General features: G+C 70.3%; 20 protein-coding genes. 11 read left to right on the top strand and 9 right to left on the bottom strand.

The genetic code is table 11. The annotated features are described in order from the left end of the window. Positions 1-235 precede the first annotated feature (235 nt). The 8 genes from infA to truA all read left to right on the top strand — a co-directional run bounded on the left by infA (position 236) and on the right by truA (position 5,125). Positions 236-457, top strand: a complete 222-nt coding sequence (infA, locus tag ABD832_RS06880) for a translation initiation factor IF-1 (protein ID WP_012887858.1) — start codon at positions 236-238, stop codon at positions 455-457. Between the two features lie 23 nt (positions 458-480). After that, positions 481-594, top strand: a complete 114-nt coding sequence (gene rpmJ, locus ABD832_RS06875) for a 50S ribosomal protein L36 (RefSeq protein ID WP_003956441.1) — start codon at positions 481-483, stop codon at positions 592-594. 210 nt (positions 595-804) lie between these two features. Further along, positions 805-1,185 (top strand): 30S ribosomal protein S13, encoded by a 381-nt coding sequence (rpsM, locus tag ABD832_RS06870; protein WP_344889992.1) that lies wholly within the window; start codon positions 805-807, stop codon positions 1,183-1,185. 45 nt (positions 1,186-1,230) lie between these two features. Further along, positions 1,231-1,635: a 30S ribosomal protein S11 gene (gene rpsK / locus ABD832_RS06865; RefSeq protein WP_012887860.1), complete on the top strand. Its 405-nt coding sequence runs from the start codon at positions 1,231-1,233 to the stop codon at positions 1,633-1,635. Between the two features lie 20 nt (positions 1,636-1,655). Continuing rightward, entirely contained in the window at positions 1,656-2,282 is a 627-nt protein-coding gene (gene rpsD / locus ABD832_RS06860; protein ID WP_344889988.1) for a 30S ribosomal protein S4, read from the top strand. A 99-nt stretch (positions 2,283-2,381) separates the two neighbouring features. Further along, the gene (locus tag ABD832_RS06855) at positions 2,382-3,398 is read left to right on the top strand and encodes a DNA-directed RNA polymerase subunit alpha (protein ID WP_344889986.1); all 1,017 of its coding nucleotides are present in this window, start codon (positions 2,382-2,384) and stop codon (positions 3,396-3,398) included. Between the two features lie 147 nt (positions 3,399-3,545). Next, positions 3,546-4,121, top strand: a complete 576-nt coding sequence (gene rplQ, locus ABD832_RS06850; protein WP_344889983.1) for a 50S ribosomal protein L17 — start codon at positions 3,546-3,548, stop codon at positions 4,119-4,121. 98 nt (positions 4,122-4,219) lie between these two features. Next, complete coding sequence (gene truA, locus ABD832_RS06845; RefSeq protein WP_344889980.1) at positions 4,220-5,125, top strand: tRNA pseudouridine(38-40) synthase TruA; 906 nt, start codon at positions 4,220-4,222, stop codon at positions 5,123-5,125. On the opposite strand, the gene ABD832_RS06840 is transcribed toward truA, so the two are convergent. The 3 genes from ABD832_RS06840 to ABD832_RS06830 all read right to left on the bottom strand — a co-directional run bounded on the left by ABD832_RS06840 (position 5,115) and on the right by ABD832_RS06830 (position 10,274). Next, positions 5,115-6,839, bottom strand: a complete 1,725-nt coding sequence (locus ABD832_RS06840; RefSeq protein ID WP_344889978.1) for a hypothetical protein — start codon at positions 6,837-6,839, stop codon at positions 5,115-5,117. The genes truA and ABD832_RS06840 overlap by 11 nt on opposite strands. Before the next feature lie 1,414 nt (positions 6,840-8,253). After that, a complete protein-coding gene (locus ABD832_RS06835) occupies positions 8,254-9,480 on the bottom strand; it encodes a hypothetical protein (protein ID WP_344889975.1) in 1,227 nt (408 codons plus the stop codon). A gap of 35 nt (positions 9,481-9,515) precedes the next feature. After that, positions 9,516-10,274: a CAP domain-containing protein gene (locus ABD832_RS06830; RefSeq protein ID WP_344889972.1), complete on the bottom strand. Its 759-nt coding sequence runs from the start codon at positions 10,272-10,274 to the stop codon at positions 9,516-9,518. Between the two features lie 379 nt (positions 10,275-10,653). On the opposite strand from ABD832_RS06830, the gene rplM reads away from it, so the two are divergent. From rplM to glmM, 3 genes are all read left to right on the top strand, one after another. After that, positions 10,654-11,097 (top strand): 50S ribosomal protein L13, encoded by a 444-nt coding sequence (rplM, locus tag ABD832_RS06825; protein WP_344889969.1) that lies wholly within the window; start codon positions 10,654-10,656, stop codon positions 11,095-11,097. 69 nt (positions 11,098-11,166) lie between these two features. Next, on the top strand, positions 11,167-11,691 hold the full coding sequence (rpsI, locus tag ABD832_RS06820; protein WP_344889966.1) for a 30S ribosomal protein S9: 525 nt from the start codon (positions 11,167-11,169) through the stop codon (positions 11,689-11,691). 1 nt (position 11,692) lies between these two features. Beyond that, positions 11,693-13,045, top strand: a complete 1,353-nt coding sequence (glmM, locus tag ABD832_RS06815; protein ID WP_344889964.1) for a phosphoglucosamine mutase — start codon at positions 11,693-11,695, stop codon at positions 13,043-13,045. Positions 13,046-13,282: 237 nt separating this feature from the next. Here glmM and ABD832_RS06810 read toward each other — a convergent pair whose 3' ends face one another. Genes ABD832_RS06810 through ABD832_RS06785 form a run of 6 tightly spaced genes read right to left on the bottom strand, consistent with a single transcriptional unit; the run spans position 13,283 to position 18,558 of the window. Next, positions 13,283-13,738, bottom strand: coding sequence for a hypothetical protein (locus ABD832_RS06810; protein WP_344889961.1), 456 nt, complete (start codon positions 13,736-13,738; stop codon positions 13,283-13,285). A 14-nt stretch (positions 13,739-13,752) separates the two neighbouring features. Beyond that, complete coding sequence (locus ABD832_RS06805; RefSeq protein ID WP_344889958.1) at positions 13,753-15,105, bottom strand: AAA family ATPase; 1,353 nt, start codon at positions 15,103-15,105, stop codon at positions 13,753-13,755. A 46-nt stretch (positions 15,106-15,151) separates the two neighbouring features. Beyond that, complete coding sequence (locus tag ABD832_RS06800) at positions 15,152-15,868, bottom strand: ABC transporter permease (RefSeq protein WP_344889955.1); 717 nt, start codon at positions 15,866-15,868, stop codon at positions 15,152-15,154. A 2-nt stretch (positions 15,869-15,870) separates the two neighbouring features. Next, the gene (locus ABD832_RS06795; RefSeq protein WP_344889952.1) at positions 15,871-16,785 is read right to left on the bottom strand and encodes an ABC transporter ATP-binding protein; all 915 of its coding nucleotides are present in this window, start codon (positions 16,783-16,785) and stop codon (positions 15,871-15,873) included. Next, entirely contained in the window at positions 16,782-17,660 is an 879-nt protein-coding gene (locus tag ABD832_RS06790) for an ABC transporter permease (protein ID WP_344889949.1), read from the bottom strand. Before ABD832_RS06790 ends, ABD832_RS06795 begins: the two co-directional genes overlap by 4 nt. Further along, complete coding sequence (locus tag ABD832_RS06785) at positions 17,653-18,558, bottom strand: ABC transporter ATP-binding protein (protein ID WP_344889947.1); 906 nt, start codon at positions 18,556-18,558, stop codon at positions 17,653-17,655. Before ABD832_RS06785 ends, ABD832_RS06790 begins: the two co-directional genes overlap by 8 nt. Positions 18,559-18,562 lie beyond the last annotated feature (4 nt).

The following is an 18,562-nucleotide window of genomic DNA, read 5'->3' as shown; positions in this document are numbered from 1 at the left end:
CGCCGAGCCGCGCCGTCCGTCCCTTGCGGGATCTGCGGTATCCTATGTAGCGGTTGTGTCAAGGCACCGGCCGTGTGTTTCGCCTTTCCTCGCCCGGTGCCGTACACTCCTTTTTCGGTTCACTATGACCATTGCGCATCGGCGGTTTCGCAACCGTCGCTCTCATCGAAGCGCTGGGTCGCGGCTGCGTAGTGTTCCGAAGCCTCAGACGACCGATCAGTGAAACGCGAGGGACATGGCCAAGAAAGACGGCGCCATCGAGATCGAGGGCACTGTGGTTGAGTCGCTCCCGAACGCGATGTTCAGGGTGCAACTCGACAACGGCCATAAGGTCCTGGCCCACATCAGCGGGAGGATGCGGATGCACTACATCCGGATCCTTCCTGACGACAGGGTTGTCGTCGAACTGAGCCCCTACGACCTCAGTCGTGGGCGGATCGTCTACCGATACAAGTAAGCGTCTGAGGGACGAATAGGACTATGAAGGTCAAGCCGAGCGTCAAGAAGATCTGCGACAAGTGCAAGGTGATTCGCCGGCACGGTCGCGTCATGGTGATCTGCGACAACCTGCGCCACAAGCAGCGCCAGGGCTGATTCGCTCCACCAGGCCCCGCAAGAGTCCGCTCCACGTGGCGGACTCGACCCATGTCGGGCCGACACCGTAAATGCGTCTCACACCTGCGTCGGCGGCTTCGGCCGTACCCCGCAGGAGACCCCCGGTCGGAGGCCGGGGCCCTCACCCCGGGCATGGGGAGGGGAAGTGAGGCGTAAGACCTCCGTCACAACGAAGGAGAATGCCCCACCATGGCTCGCCTTGCTGGTGTGGACCTCCCCCGCGACAAGCGGCTGGAGATCGCTCTCACCTACATCTTCGGAATCGGCCGCACCCGTGCGCTCGAGACCCTCAAGGCCACCGGCGTGAACGGCGACCTCCGTGTCCACCAGCTCACGGACGAGGAACTCGTCCCGCTGCGTGACTACATCGAGGCGAACTACAAGATCGAGGGTGACCTCCGTCGCGAAGTTCAGGCCGACATCCGCCGCAAGATCGAGATTCAGTGCTACCAGGGCATCCGGCACCGCCGTGGCCTTCCCGTGCACGGTCAGCGCACGCAGACCAACGCGCGTACCCGCAAGGGCAAGAAGAAGACCGTGGCCGGCAAGAAGAAGCCCGGTAAGAAGTAGTCCGCGTAGCCGCAGGACCGACCACCTCAGGAGTGAAGGCACAGAATGCCTCCTAAGAGCCGCCAGGGTGCACCCAAGAAGGTGCGCCGCAAGGAAAAGAAGAACGTCGCTCACGGGCACGCCCACATCAAGAGCACGTTCAACAACACGATCGTCTCGATCACCGACCCGAGTGGGAACGTGATCTCCTGGGCCAGCGCCGGCCACGTCGGGTTCAAGGGCTCCCGTAAGTCCACCCCGTTCGCCGCGCAGATGGCCGCGGAGAACGCCGCCCGCCGCGCGATGGAGCACGGCATGCGCAAGGTCGACGTCTTCGTCAAGGGTCCCGGCTCCGGCCGTGAGACCGCGATCCGCTCGCTTCAGGCGACCGGGCTCGAGGTCGGATCCATCCAGGACGTCACCCCCGTGCCGCACAACGGCTGCCGCCCGCCCAAGCGCCGTCGCGTCTGACGCCCAGGAGAAGATAGAAAATGGCTCGTTACACGGGTGCGGACTGCAAGCTCTGCCGCAGGGAGAAGACCAAGCTCTTCCTCAAGGGTAAGAAGTGCGAGTCCGCCAAGTGCCCCATCGAGATCCGTCCTTACCCGCCGGGTGAGCACGGCCGCGCTCGTCCCAAGGAGTCGGAGTACCAGCTCCAGCTCCGGGAGAAGCAGAAGACCCGCCGCATCTACGGCGTCCTCGAGAAGCAGTTCCACAACTACTACGAGGAAGCCAACCGCAAGACCGGCAAGACCGGCGAGAACCTCCTCCAGATCCTGGAGAGCCGTCTCGACAACGTGGTCTACCGCGCCGGTTTCGCCGAGTCGCGCGACGCCGCCCGCCAGCAGGTCCGTCACGGGCACATCCTGGTGAACGGCAAGAAGGTCGACATCCCGTCGTACCGGGTGCGCGAGCACGACATCGTCGAGGTCCGCGAGAAGTCGCGCAACCTCCTGCCCTACGAGGTGGCCCGCGCCACCGCCGGTGACAAGACGTACCCGGCGTGGCTGGGCGTCATCCCGGACGCGCTCCGCGTCCTGGTCCACCAGCTCCCGGTCCGTCAGCAGATCGACACCCAGGTCCAGGAGCAGTTGATCGTCGAGCTCTACTCCAAGTAGCGGCTCTGTCGGTGCCGTGCGGCCCTGTGCCGCACGGCACCTATGCTGTTGTTCGAGCGGCGTCAAATAGCGGGCGCCGCCATGCAAGGGAGATCCCACATGCTGATCGCTCAGCGCCCCTCCCTCCTTGAGGAGTCCCTCGAGGAGACCCGGTCCAAGTTCATGATCGAGCCGCTGGAGCCGGGTTTCGGCTACACCATCGGCAACTCGCTGCGGCGCACGCTGCTGTCGTCCATCCCGGGCGCGGCCGTGACCAGCATCCGCATCGAGGGCGTGCTGCACGAGTTCACCACCGTGCCGGGCGTCAAGGAGGATGTCACCGACATCATCCTGAACCTCAAGGACCTGGTCGTCTCCTCCGAGCACGACGAGCCCGTGGTGATGTACCTGCGCAAGCAGGGCCCCGGTGACGTCACCGCCGCCGACATCGCGCCCCCGGCCGGTGTCGAGGTGCACAACCCCGAGCTGCGCATCGCCACCCTGAACGGCAAGGCGAAGCTGGAGATGGAGCTGACCGTCGAGCGCGGTCGCGGCTATGTCTCCGCCGCCCAGAACAAGCAGCCCGGCCAGGAGATCGGCCGCATCCCGATCGACTCCATCTACTCGCCGGTCCTCAAGGTCACCTACAAGGTCGAGGCGACCCGTGTCGAGCAGCGCACCGACTTCGACCGCCTGATCCTGGACGTCGAGACCAAGCCGTGCATGAAGCCCCGCGACGCGGTGGCCTCCGCCGGCAAGACCCTGGTCGAGCTGTTCGGCCTGGCCCGCGAGCTGAACGTCGAGGCCGAGGGCATCGACATCGGCCCGTCGCCGACGGACGCGGCCCTGGCCGCCGACCTGGCGCTGCCGATCGAGGAGCTGAACCTCACGGTCCGCTCCTACAACTGCCTCAAGCGCGAGGGCATCCACACCGTGGGTGAGCTCGTGGCCCGCAGCGAGCAGGACCTTCTCGATATAAGGAACTTCGGCGCCAAGTCCATCGAAGAGGTCAAGCAGAAGCTGCACGAGATGACGCTGGCCCTCAAGGACTCCCCGCCCGGGTTCGACCCGAGCGCGGTGGCCGGCGGCGGTTACGACGACGACGACAGCGCCTACGTCGAGACCGAGCAGTACTAGAGCCTCACGCCCCGCCGGACCGGTGCCCGCACGGGTCCGGCGGAGGTACGGGTTCCGCGCGTTTCACGATGACGGGGGCCCTCCGGCCCCCGGCCCGACCCCGGTACCTCGTACGGCCGGGGCGGTTTCACTCCCAAGGAGAACGTTATGCCCAGGCCCACCAAGGGTGCCCGTCTCGGCGGCAGCCCGGCCCACGAGCGGCTGATCCTGGCGAACCTCGCCACCCAGCTGTTCCAGCACGGCCGGATCAAGACCACCGTGGCCAAGGCGAGGCGTCTGCGCCCGCTGGCGGAGAAGCTGATCACCAAGGCCAAGCGGGGCGACATGCACAACCGTCGCCAGGTCCTGACCGTCGTCAAGGACAAGGGCGTGGTTCACCACCTCTTCACCGAGATCGCCCCGACCTTCGCGGAGCGTCCCGGTGGCTACACCCGGATCACCAAGATCGGTCTCCGTAAGGGCGACGCCGCCCCCATGGCCGTGATCGAGCTGGTGTCCGAGCCGCTGAACCAGGTCCGGGTCGGCCAGACCCAGGCCGCCGCCAGGCCGGCCGCCGCGCCGAAGCCCGCGGCGGAGGAGGCCACCAAGGCCGAGACCGAGGAGACCAAGGCCGAGCAGGCCGAGGCGACCGAGGCCGGGACCGCCCAGGAGCCGAAGGCCTCCGAGGAGGGCGCGGAGACGAACGAGGCTCCCGCCACCGAGGCCAAGAAGGACGACGCCTGATCTCTCAGGTCCGGTGAACGGGCCCGGCACCCTCCCAGCGGGGGTGCCGGGCCCGTTCTCGTTCCCGAGGGGTCCGGCCAGGCGCAGGAAGGAACATCGTGGTACGGCTTCGGCTGGATCTCGGCTACGACGGCACCGACTTCTCCGGCTGGGCCAAGCAGCCGGGGCGGCGCACGGTCCAGGGAGAGATCGAGGAGGCGCTCGGCAGGATCCTCCGCCTTCCCGAGCCCCCGGCGCTGACCGTGGCCGGACGGACCGACGCCGGCGTGCACGCCCGGGGCCAGGTGGCCCACGTCGACCTGGACGCCGCCACGCTCGCCGCGCTGGACGGCCGCGCCCGCAGGAAGGGCCCGGAGCAAGAGATTCCGGTGGACGAGGCTCCCGGGGAGCCCGGTGCCGCGGCCGAACTCGATGAGCGGCTCTCCGCGCTCCGCAGGAGGCTGGCCGGGGTCCTGCCCCCGGACGTACGGGTGCATCGCGTCACCGTGGCTCCTGAGGGCTTCGACGCCCGTTTCTCGGCGCTGTCGCGGCGGTACGCCTACCGGGTCTCCGACGCCCCGGGCGGGCCCGACCCGCTCCGCCGCCGTGAGGTCCTCTGGTACGCCCGCCCCCTGGACGTGCCGAGGCTGAACGCGGCCGCCGCCGCGCTCCTCGGCGAGCACGACTTCGCGGCCTTCTGCAGGAAACGCGAGGGCGCGACCACGATCCGCGAGCTGCAGCGGCTGGACTGGGCCCGGCAGGACGGTCTGGTCGTCGCGACCGTGGTGGCCGACGCCTTCTGCCACTCCATGGTCCGCGCGCTCGTGGGCTCCCTGCTGCCGGTGGGCGAGGGACGGCTCGGGGTCGACTGGCCGGCCGGGGTGCTGGCCCGGGCCGTACGGGACTCCGGGGTGCACGTCGCGCCCGCGCTCGGGCTCTGCCTGGAGGAGGTGCGCTACCCCGGCGCCCCGGAGCTCGCCCGGCGGGCCGCGGAGACCCGCCGGGTGCGGACGCTCAGCTCGTGACGCGCCGCTCGACGACCTTCGCGGTCTGGTCGCGGAACGCCCCGCTGACCTTGGCGAGGGTCTTCTCCTTGGCGGTCGGGGTGTGGCCGTCGCTGAAGGTGGCGTAGCTGAACACGATGTAGCGGCCCCACACCATCCCGGCCGCGTAGCCGCCGGCGATGTGCACCCGCTCGGCCCCGCTGCCGGCCGCGGCGGGCAGGCCGCGGAACCACAGGTTGTCGTCCAGCTTCTTGGCCCGGTCGGCCGCGATCGCGGACTCGCGGGTGGGCAGCACGGCGATCCCGGTGGTCACGGCGTACCTGCGCTTGCCGTCCACGTACGTCGCCCGCAGCACCCGTCGGCAGTCCTGGTCGCGCAGGGTGTCGGCGAACTTGCCGGCCGCGGCCTTCTGGCACCGTTCGGTGACGTCGGTCTTGACCCGGGTGAACGTGGTCCCGTCCAGGGTGACCTTCTTGACGAAGGCGTCGGACACCTTCACCGTGCCCGGGTCGGTCTTCTCGGAGTTGAGCACCGTGGTGTTGACCGGCTCCGGCTCGGAGGTGATGTTCAGCTCGTTATCGGTGTCGATCTCTCCCGGGGTGGGGATCGGGTTCGCCGCGGTCGCGGACTGGTCGGCGCTGAAGGAGCGGTAGGCGAAGAAGGCGCCGATACCGATGCCGATCACCACGACCGAGACCACGGCCGCCAGCAACAGCGTGCTCGCCCGGCTGCGGGACGGCGCCGGGGGGGTGGGGGGCGGCTCGGGGGTGAACTCCGACAGCGGCGTGAACGGGCCACGCGCCGTCGCCGGATCGCCCGGGGAGGTACCCGTCTGCGGACCGTCCGCCTGCGCGGGGACCGCAGGCAGGGCCGGGAAGATCGGGATGCCGCCCGGCGGGGTCGCCTCGTCCACCGGGGGCGGGGGTGGAACGGGCAGGGAGGGACGGGCCGTCCGGGGACGCGTGACCTGCTCGGTGTCCTGATCGTCGGACCGTTCGAGGGGCGGCACGGGTGACTGCGCACCCGGCTCCGTCACCGGTGGAGTCATCGGCGAAAACATCGGCGGAGTCACCGGTGGCACCACGGGAGCGGAGGACGCGCCGGGTGATCCGGCGGGCGACCCGACGGGCGCGGAGGGCGCGGGAGGTGCGGACGCGAGGGGGCCGGGGGGCAGCGGCGGGGCGGCCGGTGGCTCCTGCCGAGGAGCCGGACCGTGGAGGGCCGAGGCGCCCTGGTCGGCGGGGGCGGGACCGGGGACCCACGCTCCCGTCCGTCCGGGCTCCTCGAAGGTGCCGGGCGCCTGCCGTCCCGCCCCCTCGGGAGCGGGGAGCGCCGGAGACTCCACCGCGTCGGGCGTGCCGGGCGCTCGCGCTCCCGCCCGCCCGAACTCGGCGGGTACCGCGGGTACGGCGGGTGCCGGGGATCCCGCCCTGCCGGACGCGCCGGGTACGGCGCCCCGGACATCGGCGGTGGTCTCGTCGGTCTCGCCGGCCGAGACGGCCTCCGGTGGCCAGACGGCGACGTCCCCGGGCTCCCCGGGACGGCCGGGCGACTCCTCGGGATCGGACCAGACCGGCTCGCCGGTGGCGGCGGGCCAGGGGGAGGCCTCCTGCCCGGCTGCGGGCCAGACCTGCATGCCCGCGGCGGCGGCGGTGAAGGCCGGGGGAGGCTGCCACGGCGGGGCCCCGGGGACGACCGGCCCCTCGGGGAGCGTCCGATCGCCCGGCGGGCTCACCGGACCGGGCGACGAGCTCAGGACGTCGGACGAGGACGAACCGGCGGGACCGGGCGGGGACCCCGGGGACCTCGGGGACCCCGGGGACCTCGGGGAACCCGGCGGTGGCGAGCCCAGGGGGTCGTGCGGGAAGCCCTCGGGCCGTACGGGCCAGGCGGGGCGGCCGGGCTCGGGGGGCGTGGGGGAGTTGATCCACGCCGGGGGAGCCGGCTCCGGCCGGGAGAAGTCGGTCCAGGGAGGACCTGCGGGACCTGCGGGACCCGCGGGATCACGGCCGTGAACCGGGTGACCGGGATCGGAGGGGTCGAGAAGATCGAAAGACCCGGAGCTCGGCTGACCTGGGCCGGGCAGACCTGGGCCGGGCAGACCTGGGCCGGGCAGGCCGGAGCCCGGGGCTCCGGAGGTCGCGGGACCGGGAGCCGTGAGGCCGGGAGGCGGAGCGCCGAGCGGGCCCAGGGGACCCGACCCTGAGGGGCCGGGAGCCGGGAGGCCGGGTGCCGGAGCGTTCAGGGGGTCCGGGAGGCCGGAACCCGAAGGGCCGGAGCCCGAGGCGCCGGGATCCGAAAGACCGGGGCCCTGAGGACTCTGGGGGCTTTGAAGACCCTGAGGACCGAGCGGGCCGGAGGGCCCGGAGCCCGGCAGGCCGGAGCCGGACGCGCCGGAGCCGGGGACGGCGGGATCCGAGAGGCCGAAGGTGCCCGGGACGCCGGAACCCGAGGGCCCGAGAGGACCGAGCGGGCCCAGCGGCCCGGAACCCGACGGACCTGAACCGGACGGTCCTGAACCCGACGGACCCGACGGACCCGACGGGCCGGCACCCGGGGAGCCGGGAGCCGCGTGAGCGGGACCCGGGGGGCCGAGGGGACCCGAGGGGCCGTAGCCCGAAGGACCGCCCGGAGCCGAAGGACCGCCCGGGACCGGGAAGGCCGGGGATGAGGACCCCGGAACAGGAGAACCGGGAGCCGGGGAGCCCGGTCCTGCGGCCTCTCGGGGGAGGCCGGTCCAGGCGGGCCCGGCGTGCGGGTCGGCCGGAGGCGCGGGAGGCTGTGACGGCGGGTCGGACCAGCCCGGGGGCGGGTCCTCCTCCGGCTGGGCGTACCAGTCGTAGGGGACCCCGTCGTCCACGGGAACCGTCCATGGCGAAGCCGCCCCCGGGGCCGGCTCCTGCCACGCGGAGGGGCTGGGAGGCTGCTCTTCACCTGCGACTTCGGCCCGCAGCACGTGTGGCGAGGGTCGGCCGAAACTCGGCGGTGGCGTCGCCGGTGCCGCCGAACCCTCGGTGTCACGGTGCTGATCGGACCCGGATTCCTGGCCACGCATACGCCGAAGCCTAGCGACAGCCGGAGATCGCCATGCGGGTATGGCTGTATCGTCTGCCGGATTCATACCCGAAAACGGTGGTATGGCTCCTTGGTCAGGGCCGCTTGCCGGTCAGGGAACGCGAGTCCAGCGCGGGAGTGACGGTCGCGTCCACCACGGCGTACGCCGTCCGGCTCAGCTTCTTGGCCTCGGTCTTCTTGGGCAGATGGCCGTCCTTGTACTGGAACCAGACCAGGATCGCGTAGTGGCCGTGGGTCCAGTAGCCGACCGACGCCTGTCCCGCGCCGAGAAGCTTGGTGACCTTGTCCTTGCCGGGCAGCGCCTTGAGGTACTCCTCCTGCTTCTTGTCCGACTTGACGGCGATCACCTTGGTCGCCCCGGCCGAGGTCTTGAGGTTGGCGACCCCCACGGTGCCGATGATCTTCCCGGAGGAGTCCCGGAAGCTGGCGCGCAGCAGCTGGGTGCACTTGGCGGCGGTGAGCGCCTTCTTCAGCTTGGTCCCCACCACGGCCTCCTCGCACTTCTTGTCGAGCCTGCGGGTGGTCATCAGATAGGTCTGGTCGCCGGCCCGGACCTTCTCGCGTCCGAACAGCTCCTTCAGGGTCAGGGGATGCGGGTCCTTGGCGCGGGAGGAGGCGAAGCCGAACTCGCCGCTGGGGATCTCGACGGTCGGCGCGGCGGGGTTCTCCGCCGCGGGGCCGGCCGAGCCGGGGCCCGCCGCGGGGTCGGATCGGGCCAGCATGGCCAGGCCTACGCCCCCGGCGACCAGGAGGGCGAACGCCCCGGCCGCGATGAAGATCGGGCGGTACGAACGGGGGCCCTCGTCGTAGGGGCTCCACATCCGCTGGGGCGGCCGTTCCTTCGGGGTCTTCTGCGAGCGGGGGGACCCGGGGGGCGGTGTGGAGCCCCGCGAACCTCGCGAGCCCCGTCCGCTCCGCCTGCCCTCGACCGTCTCGGCGGCGCGGGGATCCCCGGGCGCCCCGAAGGCGCCGGGGGCGTCGGTGGCCCCGGGATCACCGAAGGAGCCGGGGTTGCCGAAAGACCCCGGAGCGCCGAACGCTCCGGGAGCGCCGGGACGGCCGGAGTCGCCGGGACCACCGGAAGGGCCTCGGGCGCCGGGAGCCCGGGAAGGACCTGGAGCACCGGGAGCACCGGAGGGGCCCGGGGCGCCGGGCGCGCCGGGAGGCCCGGCGGGGCGGTCGGGCGCCGAGGGGTCGAACCAGTGCCGGTCCTGCGCGGGCGGCGGTGCGTCGGGCCGGTCGGGCGGTGCGTCGGGCCGGTTGTAAGGCCGGCGGCGCGGCGGCTCCACGGGAAAACCCATGCGCCGAGGGTAGCCCGGTATCGGGGCCACGGGCCTCAGGAGTATCCGAAGTCCTGGGTCCACCAGGGCCCGTCGACCCCCTGGACGGCTCCGACGCCGGTGGCCCTGAGCTCGCAGTTGAGGATGTTGCGGCGGTGCCCGGAGGTCTTCATCCAGTTGGCCACCGCCTCGTCCGGGGAGGTGTAGCCGCGGCCGATGTTCTCGGCGCCGCCGTCCCGGTAGCCGGCGGCCTCCATCCGCTCCCAGGGCGAGGTGCCGTCGGGGGAGGTGTGGGAGAGGGCTCCGCGGGCCGCCATCCCGGCCGAGTGCCTCCCGGCCGACCTGGCCAGCCTCCTGTCCATCCGGAGCGGCCCGCACCCGGCCCGCCTGCGCTCGACGTTGATCAGGCGGACGACCTCCCGCTCCATCGCCCCGAGGGCGGAGCTGGCGGCGTCGTCGCCGTTGAGCAGGTAGCGGGAGGGGCCGCCCGGGCCGGTGCGGTCGCCGGTGGACGGGGTGGCGGTCCCGGAGGGGCGCGGGCGCCGGTTCTGGGAGGCGGTGGGGCGGACGGCCCGGGCCAGCGGGGCGCGCTGCTCGTCCGGCTGCTCGTCCGCCCGGCCCGCCGCCGCGCCGCCTGTCGGGGTGGCCATGGCGGGGCCGGCGTTGTCCAGGTAGATCTGGTCGACGGCCGTGCCCTCGCGGCTGTTGCGGCCGATGAAGAAGCCGGCCAGCAGGACGGCGGCCAGGCACGCGAACATCCCCATGCGACGCAACCGCGCTCGCTGGGTACGCCGGGCGTGAGGAAGCTGCCACATACCGCTATCAAAGATAGGGATGTTCGCGGTGATGAAGAAGGGAATATTGAGAACGAATCAAAACCGTTCCGTGAGACGGGCCCGGCCGGGTCCCGGCGGATCGCGGCGCGGCGGCCCCGGGCACCGGCCGGGCCCGGGTAGACTGACCGCGTACCGGTGTGGAGCCCTGTCGTTTTGACCAGCGCTCATCCGCACCGGTATTCTGCTAGTTCGTTGTGTGCGAATTGGTCTCCTCTGCAGACCGATACGCGGCGCGTCCGGCGTCATCTCCTCTTTCCTTGGAGACGGAAGGTCCGGGCTGTCGTGTGCCCGCACCTACCGACCATGTTGCTGTCACCTCCGACAGCGCCGACGACGCGACCAAAGAAGGCATACGACCGTGCGCACGTACACACCCAAGCCTGCCGAAGTCGAGCGTCAGTGGCACATCATCGACGCCACCGACATCGTGCTCGGCCGGCTGGCCAGCCACGTCGCGATCCTGCTTCGCGGTAAGCACAAGCCGACCTTCGCCAACCATGTCGACACCGGTGACTTCGTCATCATCATCAACGCCGACAAGATCGCGCTGACCGGCAACAAGCTTGAGCAGAAGAAGGCGTACCGCCACTCGGGCTACCCGGGCGGACTGCGCTCCATGACCTACGGCGAGCTGATGGACAAGCGTCCCGACCGCGCCGTCGAGAAGGCCGTGAAGGGCATGCTGCCGAAGAACGCCCTGGGCCGGAAGATGATCAAGAAGCTCAAGGTCTACGCCGGTTCCGAGCACCCGCACCAGGCGCAGCAGCCGGTGCCCTTCGAGCTCACCCAGATCGCCCAGTAGTCGCTAGCCGCTTGTCGCCAGCAGCGTCGGCCGAGGGCCGGCGCCGAGTAGGAAAGTTAGAGGAGAACCGTGGCTGAGCCCACCGGTGTCGAGACGCCCGTCGAGGGCGATCAGGAAGCGTACTCCGCGGAGGAGTTCCCCTCCGAGTACACCTCCGAGTCCACTGCCGGCGGCACTGACGCCGCCGTCCGCAAGCCCATCACCACCGGTAACTCCTACGGCACGGGCCGCCGCAAGGAATCCGTCGCCCGGGTGCGCATCGTGCCGGGCACCGGCAAGTGGACGATCAACGGTCGCACGCTGGAGAACTACTTCCCCAACAAGGTGCACCAGCAGATCGTCAACGAGCCCTTCGTGGTGCTCGGTGCCGAGGAGCAGTTCGACGTCATCGCCCGCATCAACGGCGGCGGCGTCACCGGCCAGGCCGGTGCGCTGCGCATGGGCCTGTCCCGCGCGCTGACCGCGCTGGACGTCGAGGTCAACCGGGCGCCGCTGAAGAAGGCCGGCTTCCTGACCCGTGACGCCCGCGCCACCGAGCGCAAGAAGTACGGTCTCAAGAAGGCCCGTAAGGCCCCCCAGTACAGCAAGCGTTAAGTTGGGTCGCCTCTTCGGCACCGACGGGGTACGTGGGGTCGCCGGTCGCGACCTCACGGCCGAGCTCGCCATGGACCTGTCCGTGGCCGCGGCTCATGTCCTCGGCGATGCCGGGGCGTTCAACGGCGGCGGGCGGCGAGACCGTCCCGTCGCCGTCGTGGGCCGGGACCCCCGCGCTTCAGGAGAGTTCCTGGAGGCCGCGGTGGTCGCCGGCCTGGCGTCGTCCGGCGTGGACGTTCTCCGGCTCGGCGTGCTGCCCACCCCGGCGGTCGCTTATCTGACCACGGCTCTCAGAGCCGACATGGGCGTGATGATCTCCGCCTCCCACAACCCCGCTCCCGACAACGGGATCAAGTTCCTCACCCGCGGCGGATACAAGCTGCCCGACGCGGTGGAGAACGACATCGAGCAGCGGCTCGGCGAGAAGTGGGAGCGTCCTGTCGGTGCCTCGGTCGGCCGCGTACGCGAGGCGTACGGCGAGGCCGACCGTTACGTGTCGCACGTGCTGTCCACGGTGGACGGCCGTCTCGACGGTCTCAGCGTGGTCATCGACTGCGCCCACGGAGCCGCCCACATGGTGGCCCCCGAGGCGCTGCTGCGGGCCGGGGCCACCGTCGAGACGATCGGGGCACGCCCCGACGGCCTCAACATCAACGCCGGGGTGGGCTCCACCCACCTGGAGAAGCTCCAGCAGATCGTGGTCTCCCGCAACGCCGACGTCGGGATCGCCTACGACGGCGACGCCGACCGCTGCCTGGCCGTGTCGCACACCGGTGAGATCATCGACGGCGACCAGATCATGGCGGTGCTGGCCATGGCCATGCACGCCGAGGGCACGCTGACGGGTGACACCGTGGTGGCCACCGTCATGTCCAACCTGGGCTTCAAGATCGCTCTCAAGAACGCCGGCATCGACGTCGTCGAGACCGCCGTGGGCGACCGCTACGTCCTGGAGGCCATGAGGGCGGGCGGCTACAACCTGGGCGGGGAGCAGTCGGGTCACGTCCTGATGCTCGACCACGCCACCACCGGCGACGGGTTGCTGACCTCGCTTCACCTGCTGGCGGTGGTCGCGCGGCAGAAGCGGTCGCTGGCGGAGCTGGCCTCGGTGATGACCCGGCTGCCGCAGGTGCTGGTGAACGTCAAGGGCGTGGACCGGACCAAGGCCTCGGTCCCGGAGCTGTCGGCTGCGGTCACCGCCGCGGAGTCGGAGCTGGGTGAGAGCGGCCGGGTGCTGATCCGGCCGAGCGGCACCGAGCCGATGATCCGCGTCATGGTCGAGGCGGCCTCGGCCGAGCAGGCCGAGTCGCTGGCCGGCCGCCTGGCCGACGTCGTCCGTACCGCCTGCGTCTGAACGACCGAAGCACGGCCCGCACTTCGGTGCGGGCCGTGCTTCGTTTCGTGACCGGCGCCGCCAAGGTCGCGCAGCACCCGTTTCGCCGCGCTTTCGGTCCCTCGCCCAGAAAGAGGAACGGGGTCGCCGACGCGTGGCGGGAGCAATGGCCGACGCCACAAGCCCGGCCGCTACCTGTCGCCGCCACCCCCGTAGCGACTTGGAGCAACGGAGTACCGGGGTTCCGCGCTCCATTGCTCAGGAGTGTGACCGAAGCTGTGCGTCCAAGGTCCAGATACCGACCTCCACATTGACGACCCTTGCGCGGTAGAGCTCCCGTTCGGTCAGGATGCAGAGATCGCCCAGGCCGAGCTTGACCATCACATGGTCGGCGAATGTCGTCCCGGTTCCCGCGCCTGCGAGAAGCGACCGGAGGAAGTTCTCCCCCCACTCGACGGTGTGCAGCACCCAGGGGGCCTGGTTGGTGACGACCAGTTTGAGAAGATCGCTCAGCTTGTCGGCATGCTGTCTGCGAAGCTGCCCGTCGGCGAGCTGCGCGATGTGGTTGCCGGTCTCGATGACCGCTGTGATGGGCAGGATGAGATCGCACTCCTGCCTTTTCTTCTTCAATTGGTCGATGACCGGCTGGTGATCCTGGTTCTTCCCAGGGATGTCGAGAAGGTTGCAGAGCACAGAGGTGTCGACGAACTCCACTCTTCGCGCCATCGTCAGCCGATCCCCATCAGCCGGTCGAACTCGGTGAAGTCGCGATCCGGGACGGGGGCATGCTCCAAAAGGCCGGAGGCGACGACCGTACCGAGGTCGCCTTGAGCCATCAGGCCGGGATACCCCTCCATCTCCGGGAGTTTTCTGAGGTGGGAGAGTCCCGTGGCAGAGTCACGAGAGCAGACGACGACATGTTGGTGCTCTGTCGGCCGCAGTGCCGAGAGCAGGGCGGGGCTGTGTGTCGTAAAGATCACTTGGGATGCGTGGTCCAGGGTGGCCTGCCTGACGAGATCGAGGATCTGGGTGGCCTGGGAGGGATGCAGGCCGTTCTCCAACTCCTCGATGACCAGGGTCGGGGATCTGTCGTCGTCCGCCGCCCCGCGTCCGTCGAGGTCAAGGTCTTGTCCCTGTCGGAGCAAGCTGGTGGCGATGGCCGCGAATCTCAGCAGGCCGTCGCTCATCTCCCTGGCAGGCGTGATGGACTCCTCCTCCCTGAGGGCCAGCATCACGTCGTTGAGCTGCGAACGAATGATCTCGATCCCGGTCACCTCGTACTCGACGAGGCTCCGTACGCGGGTGACAAGCTGCCGGAACCGCTGGGGGTCGTGTTCTCTCATGTGGTTGATCACCGCGGGAAGGTTCTCCGCGGTTCGGCGCAGCCGGATGTCACGGCTGGGGACGTACTGCCGCATGAGATGTGGAACGGGGTCAAGATGGAAGACCCCGCGAAGCGTCTCCAGGACGTCCTCGGCAGCGGTGATGACACGCCGTTCGGTCTCCGTCTCGCCCGCCAGCCGGAAGGGAAGCTGACTGGTGAGGAGTCGGGTGGACCGGAACGGAGCCCGAGGGTCCCGCCCTCGGCGTCCGTTGTACCAGGTGGCCTCGATGCTTCCGGCTCCCGGATTCGGGTCCATCGTTTTGAGAAGGTCGTGCTTTGTCCGGCTCGCCGGGTTACGCGTCGAACGGTTTTTACCCGAGAAACCGGTGAGAGTCTCACTGATGATCTCCGGCTCCGGATGGAGTCGGATTCCGACATCAAGGTCGACGTAGAAATAGCCTTTGCCGAGTCGCTCGGGAGCCAAAATGCTGCATCCCAGCCGGAATCGGTCCGTCCCGTGGGGAGGGCACCCTTCTATGCCCCCGCGAAGGGGTCCCTCGTCGCCTCGCCTGCTGTCCAGCGCGTCGACGAGATCCGCTCCCGAGGCCAGCCGGGAGAGTACTTCAAGCCCGTCCAGGGCATTGGACTTTCCGCTGCTGTTACGGCCGATGAGCGTGGTCATGTCGCCTAGAGGAAGTGACGCGTCACGAAAAGTCTTGAACTCGGTGAGGCGTAGTGCCATCAGGCGGGACTTCATGGGGAAACCGTACACGCGCCCTCTATGACAGAGGGCGCGCACACGGTCACTCGTCGCCGGTGAGGGAGAAGCTCCGCAGGCGCCTGCCCGCCCACAGGACCGCGCCGACGGTGACGACGGCGAGCGCCGGGGCGGCGAAGCCGAGGGCGATCTCGGTGGAGAAGAACGCCGAGGACGACAGCTGGTCGGCGACCGTCTGGGCCCACTGCTGGATGGAGAAGCGGCGGGCGCCGGGCACGAAGTTGCCGACCACGCCCTCCCAGACGAGCGCGTAGACGATGCCGATCGTCACCGCGTGCCGGGTCAGCACGCCCAGCAGCATGAACACCGCGGCGTAGGCGACCCCGCCGACCAGCGAGCCGAGCGCGAAACCGGAGGCGATCCCGGACTCGGTGCCCACCAGCAGGTAGGCCGCGACGAAGGTCGGCACGGTGCCGAACAGCGCGAGCAGGGAGGCGGCGACCACGAACTTGGTCTGCGCGATCACCGGCCGGGAGATCGGCTTGGAGAGCAGGTGAATGATCGTGCCGTCGTCGATCTCGGGGGCGATCACCCCCGTGCCCGCGATCAGGCCCAGCAGCGGGAGCATGGTGCCGATGGCGAAGGTCTGCATGAGCGTGACCGCGCTGCGCTCGTCGTCGGCACCGAGGAACCGCAGCAGGACGGCCATGGCGATCAGCGCCACCGGCAGCATGATCAGCAGCCAGATCCGGCGGCGGCCCAGGAGCGCCCGGTAGGAGAGTCCGGCGATGACACCGTTCATGGTCAGCTGCTCCTGTTGATCAGGTAGGAGAAGACGCTCTCCAGGTCTTCGTCGGAAGGGGAGACCTGCCAGAGGCGTACGCCCGCGTCCTTGGCGACCCTGGGCAGCAGCCGGGTGAAGCGCCGGAAGTCGACGGCCTGCACCTCCAGGCCCGCCTCGGTCAGCGACACCGCGCCCGAGGAGGCGTCGGCGATCAGCGCGGACGCCAGGCGGCGGTCGTCGCTGGAGCGGACCCGGAACAGGTGCGGCCGGTCGGTCATCCGGCGGCGGATCTCCCGGAAGTCGCCGGAGGCAGCGTGACGGCCGGCCACCAGCACCTCGATGTGCTGGGCGACCCGCTCGACCTCCTCCAGGATGTGCGAGCTGAACAGGATGGTCTTGCCCGCGGTGCCCATGGCGCGGACCAGGTCCATCAGGTGCAGGCGCTGGCGCGGGTCCATGCCGTTGAACGGCTCGTCGAGCAGCAGGACCTGCGGGTCGTGCACCAGGGCGGAGGCCACCTTGACGCGCTGGCGCATGCCCTTGGAGTACGTCTCGATCCTGCGGTCCTTGGCGCTCTCCATCTCCACCAGGGCGAGCGCCTTGCGGGCGGCGTCGTCGGGGTTGGGCAGGCGGTGCAGCCTGGCGCTGGAGAGCACGAACTGCCAGCCGGTGAGGAAGCCGTAGACGGCCTCCCGCTCGGGGACCAGGCCGATGGAGCGGTAGATCTGGTGGTTGCGCCAGATCGGGACGCCGTCCAGGGTGGCGGTGCCGCCCGAGGGGGCCAGGAACCCGGCCATCATGTGCAGCAGCGTGGACTTGCCCGCCCCGTTGGGGCCGAGCAGGCCGGTGACGCCGGGGCCGATGGTCATGGTGATGTCGTTGACGGCGACCACGTTGCCGTACCAGCGGGAGACCTGGGCCAGTTCGATGTTCATCGGGAGGCCGCCTTACGGTAGCGCGCGACCAGGGCCGTCACGGACAGGGCGATCAGCACGAGCACGAGCGCTCCGGCGACCAGGGGCCCGGCGCCGGAGGGGTAGATGACGCTGGAGGCCGGGGGCGCGTCGAAGATCCCGACGTGCACGGCGGCGTCGACCATGAAGAACGGGTTGATCAGCCAGGCCCACGAGGCCATGGCGTCGTCGCCCATCGACTCCAGCGTCGCGTACAGCACGGTCGAGACCGCGGAGGCGAGCAGGTAGAAGGCGATGATCGAGGCGACGCCCAGCCCCCGCCGGGGGGTGAACGAGGCGATGGCCACGCCCAGGCAGGACAGCAGCACCGCGTAGCAGACCGCGCCGGCCATGGCGGTGAGGTACGCGCCGGTGTGGGTGTCCCCGGGCAGGTCGATGACCACCTCGCCGATGAACAGCACCGTGAGCGGCACCGCCAGCAGCAGGAACATGGCCGCCGTCATCGCCGCGAGCTTCGCCCCGACGTAGTCCCACAGCGTCACCGGGCGCGACAGGTAGAGCGGCAGCACCCGGAAGCGCAGGTCCGGCGCGACCGCGTACGGCGACTGCGAGGCCAGGAAGATCGCGAGCACTGCCTGCATGACGACCGCGTACTCGGTGTAGCGCATCCCCTCCTGCTTGGCCAGCGCCATGATCGCGATGGAGACGACCGCGGGCAGCATCATGACGCCCACCAGCACGAAGGGGATGATCTTCGAGCGGACGGTACGGCCGAGCCCGAAGATCCCGCGCAGGGTGTGCACGGTCAGCGCGGCGGTGGCGTGGCCGCGTCCGAGCCGCGCCCCCTCGTAGTGGCGGTATCCGATGTCGTGGATGACACCCGTGGGCTCAGACACTGGCGGGCTCCCTGAAGACGTCCTCGATGCGCTGGCGGCCCTGTTCCACCCGGATCAGGCTGAGGTCGAGCTCGCAGACGGCGTCGCGGAGCGTGTCGAACGTCTCCGGCGCGCGGACGTGGACGAGCAGCGTCCTGCCGTGCGCGGTGACGGTCTCGCCGAGCTCGGTCAGCCGGGCCGCCAGCGCGTCCTGACCCTCCTCCACCTCGACGGAGACGGTCTGGGTCTGCTGGGTGAACTCGCCGATGGCCGAGGAGCGCAGCAGCTTGCCTCCGTCGATCACGATGACGTGGTCGCAGACCCGCTCCAGCTCGCCCAGCAGGTGCGAGGTGACCAGCACGCTGATGCCGAAGTCCGAGCCGATCCTGCGGATCAGCGCGAGCATCTCGTCCCGGCCGGCCGGGTCGAGGCCGTTGGTCGGCTCGTCCAGCAGCACCAGGCGCGGGTCGTGCACCAGGGCCTGGGCCAGCTTGACGCGCTGCTTCATGCCGGTGGAGTAGCCGCCCATCGCCCGGTAGCGCTCCTCGTACAGCCCCACGTGGCGCAGCACGTCGGCGGCGCGCTCGCGGGCGGCGGTGCGCGGCAGGCCGGACATCTGGGCCATGTGCACGGTGAACTCGGTGGCCGACAGGTCGGGGGGCAGGCAGTCGTGCTCGGGCATGTACCCCACGACCCGGCGGATCTCGGCGCCGTGGGTCGTCACGTCCATGCCGAGCACCTGGGCGCCGCCCTCGCTGGGGTCGAGCAGGCCGAGCAGGATCTTGATCAGCGTGGATTTGCCCGCGCCGTTGGCGCCCACCAGGCCGGTCACGCCGGGGCCGACGGTGACGGTGAGCCGGTCGAGCGCCGTCACCCGGGGGAAACGTCTGGTCAGTCCCTCGGTGGCGAGGATAGTCATGGTC

The sequence above is a fragment of the Streptosporangium longisporum genome, from assembly GCF_039534895.1.
In the GTDB taxonomy this organism is placed as follows: Bacteria; Actinomycetota; Actinomycetes; order Streptosporangiales; family Streptosporangiaceae; genus Streptosporangium; species Streptosporangium longisporum.
Note: the sequence above shows the minus strand (reverse complement) of the source record. Positions and strands in the feature narration are given on the sequence as shown.

Bases quoted from the DNA above. Each gene is read 5' to 3' on its own strand.
- rpsD (WP_344889988.1), top strand. From the start codon at position 1,656: ATGGCTCGTTACACGGGTGCGGACTGCAAGCTCTGCCGCAGGGAGAAG.
- ABD832_RS06805 (WP_344889958.1), bottom strand. From the start codon at position 15,105: ATGAAGTCCCGCCTGATGGCACTACGCCTCACCGAGTTCAAGACTTTT.
- rplQ (WP_344889983.1), top strand. From the start codon at position 3,546: ATGCCCAGGCCCACCAAGGGTGCCCGTCTCGGCGGCAGCCCGGCCCAC.
- ABD832_RS06835 (WP_344889975.1), bottom strand. From the start codon at position 9,480: ATGGGTTTTCCCGTGGAGCCGCCGCGCCGCCGGCCTTACAACCGGCCC.
- ABD832_RS06855 (WP_344889986.1), top strand. From the start codon at position 2,382: ATGCTGATCGCTCAGCGCCCCTCCCTCCTTGAGGAGTCCCTCGAGGAG.
- rpsK (WP_012887860.1), top strand. From the start codon at position 1,231: ATGCCTCCTAAGAGCCGCCAGGGTGCACCCAAGAAGGTGCGCCGCAAG.
- ABD832_RS06830 (WP_344889972.1), bottom strand. From the start codon at position 10,274: ATGTGGCAGCTTCCTCACGCCCGGCGTACCCAGCGAGCGCGGTTGCGT.
- ABD832_RS06795 (WP_344889952.1), bottom strand. From the start codon at position 16,785: ATGAACATCGAACTGGCCCAGGTCTCCCGCTGGTACGGCAACGTGGTC.
- ABD832_RS06800 (WP_344889955.1), bottom strand. From the start codon at position 15,868: ATGAACGGTGTCATCGCCGGACTCTCCTACCGGGCGCTCCTGGGCCGC.
- rpsM (WP_344889992.1), top strand. From the start codon at position 805: ATGGCTCGCCTTGCTGGTGTGGACCTCCCCCGCGACAAGCGGCTGGAG.
- rpmJ (WP_003956441.1), top strand. From the start codon at position 481: ATGAAGGTCAAGCCGAGCGTCAAGAAGATCTGCGACAAGTGCAAGGTG.
- infA (WP_012887858.1), top strand. From the start codon at position 236: ATGGCCAAGAAAGACGGCGCCATCGAGATCGAGGGCACTGTGGTTGAG.
- ABD832_RS06785 (WP_344889947.1), bottom strand. From the start codon at position 18,558: ATGACTATCCTCGCCACCGAGGGACTGACCAGACGTTTCCCCCGGGTG.